This is a genomic window from Pseudoflavonifractor sp. An187 (assembly GCF_002160275.1).
In the GTDB taxonomy this organism is placed as follows: Bacteria; Bacillota; Clostridia; order Oscillospirales; family Oscillospiraceae; genus Enterenecus; species Enterenecus faecium.
In genome coordinates this window covers 1-562 of record NZ_NFKG01000069.1, presented here as the reverse complement: position 1 = coordinate 562, position 562 = coordinate 1, and the positions used below count along the sequence as shown (strand labels likewise).

The following is a 562-nucleotide window of genomic DNA, read 5'->3' as shown; positions in this document are numbered from 1 at the left end:
GGGATGGTCTGGACATCGGTGACGGCATCGCACTGAGAGCAGTGGATGGACTTGCTGCCGTCCTGAGTGCAGGTGGGAGCCTGATCCACGGTGTAATCATCCTCCCAGGCGTGACCGGTGGCGGGAATCACCTCATCCCGGGTCTCGCCGCAGACGGTGCAGGTGTAGCGCATGGCGCCGTTTTCTGTGCAGGTGGCAGGGGTGAGGACAGTGCCCTGGTCCCAGGTGTGACCAGTGGCGGGAATCACCTCATCCCGGGTCTCGCCGCAGACGGTGCAGGTATAGCGCATGGTGCCGCTTTCCGTGCAGGTGGCGGGGGTGAAGACGGTGCCCTGGTCCCAGGTGTGGCCGGTGGCGGGGATGGTCTGGACATCGGTGACGGCATCGCACCGGGAGCAGTGGATGGACTTGCTGCCGTCCTGGGTGCAGGTGGGAGCCTGATCCACGGTGTAGTCATCCTCCCAGGAGTGGCCGGTGGGATCGACGCCCCGGGTCTCGGTATAGCCGCAGACGGAGCAGGAGCGCTGCTCACTGCCGCTCTGGGTGCAGGTGGGAGAGGTGA

1 pseudogene is annotated in these 562 nt (G+C 65.8%); it reads right to left on the bottom strand.

Going from position 1 to position 562, the window contains the following annotated elements:
- Positions 1-562: pseudogene (locus B5F22_RS12380) on the bottom strand (hypothetical protein); the annotation flags it as partial.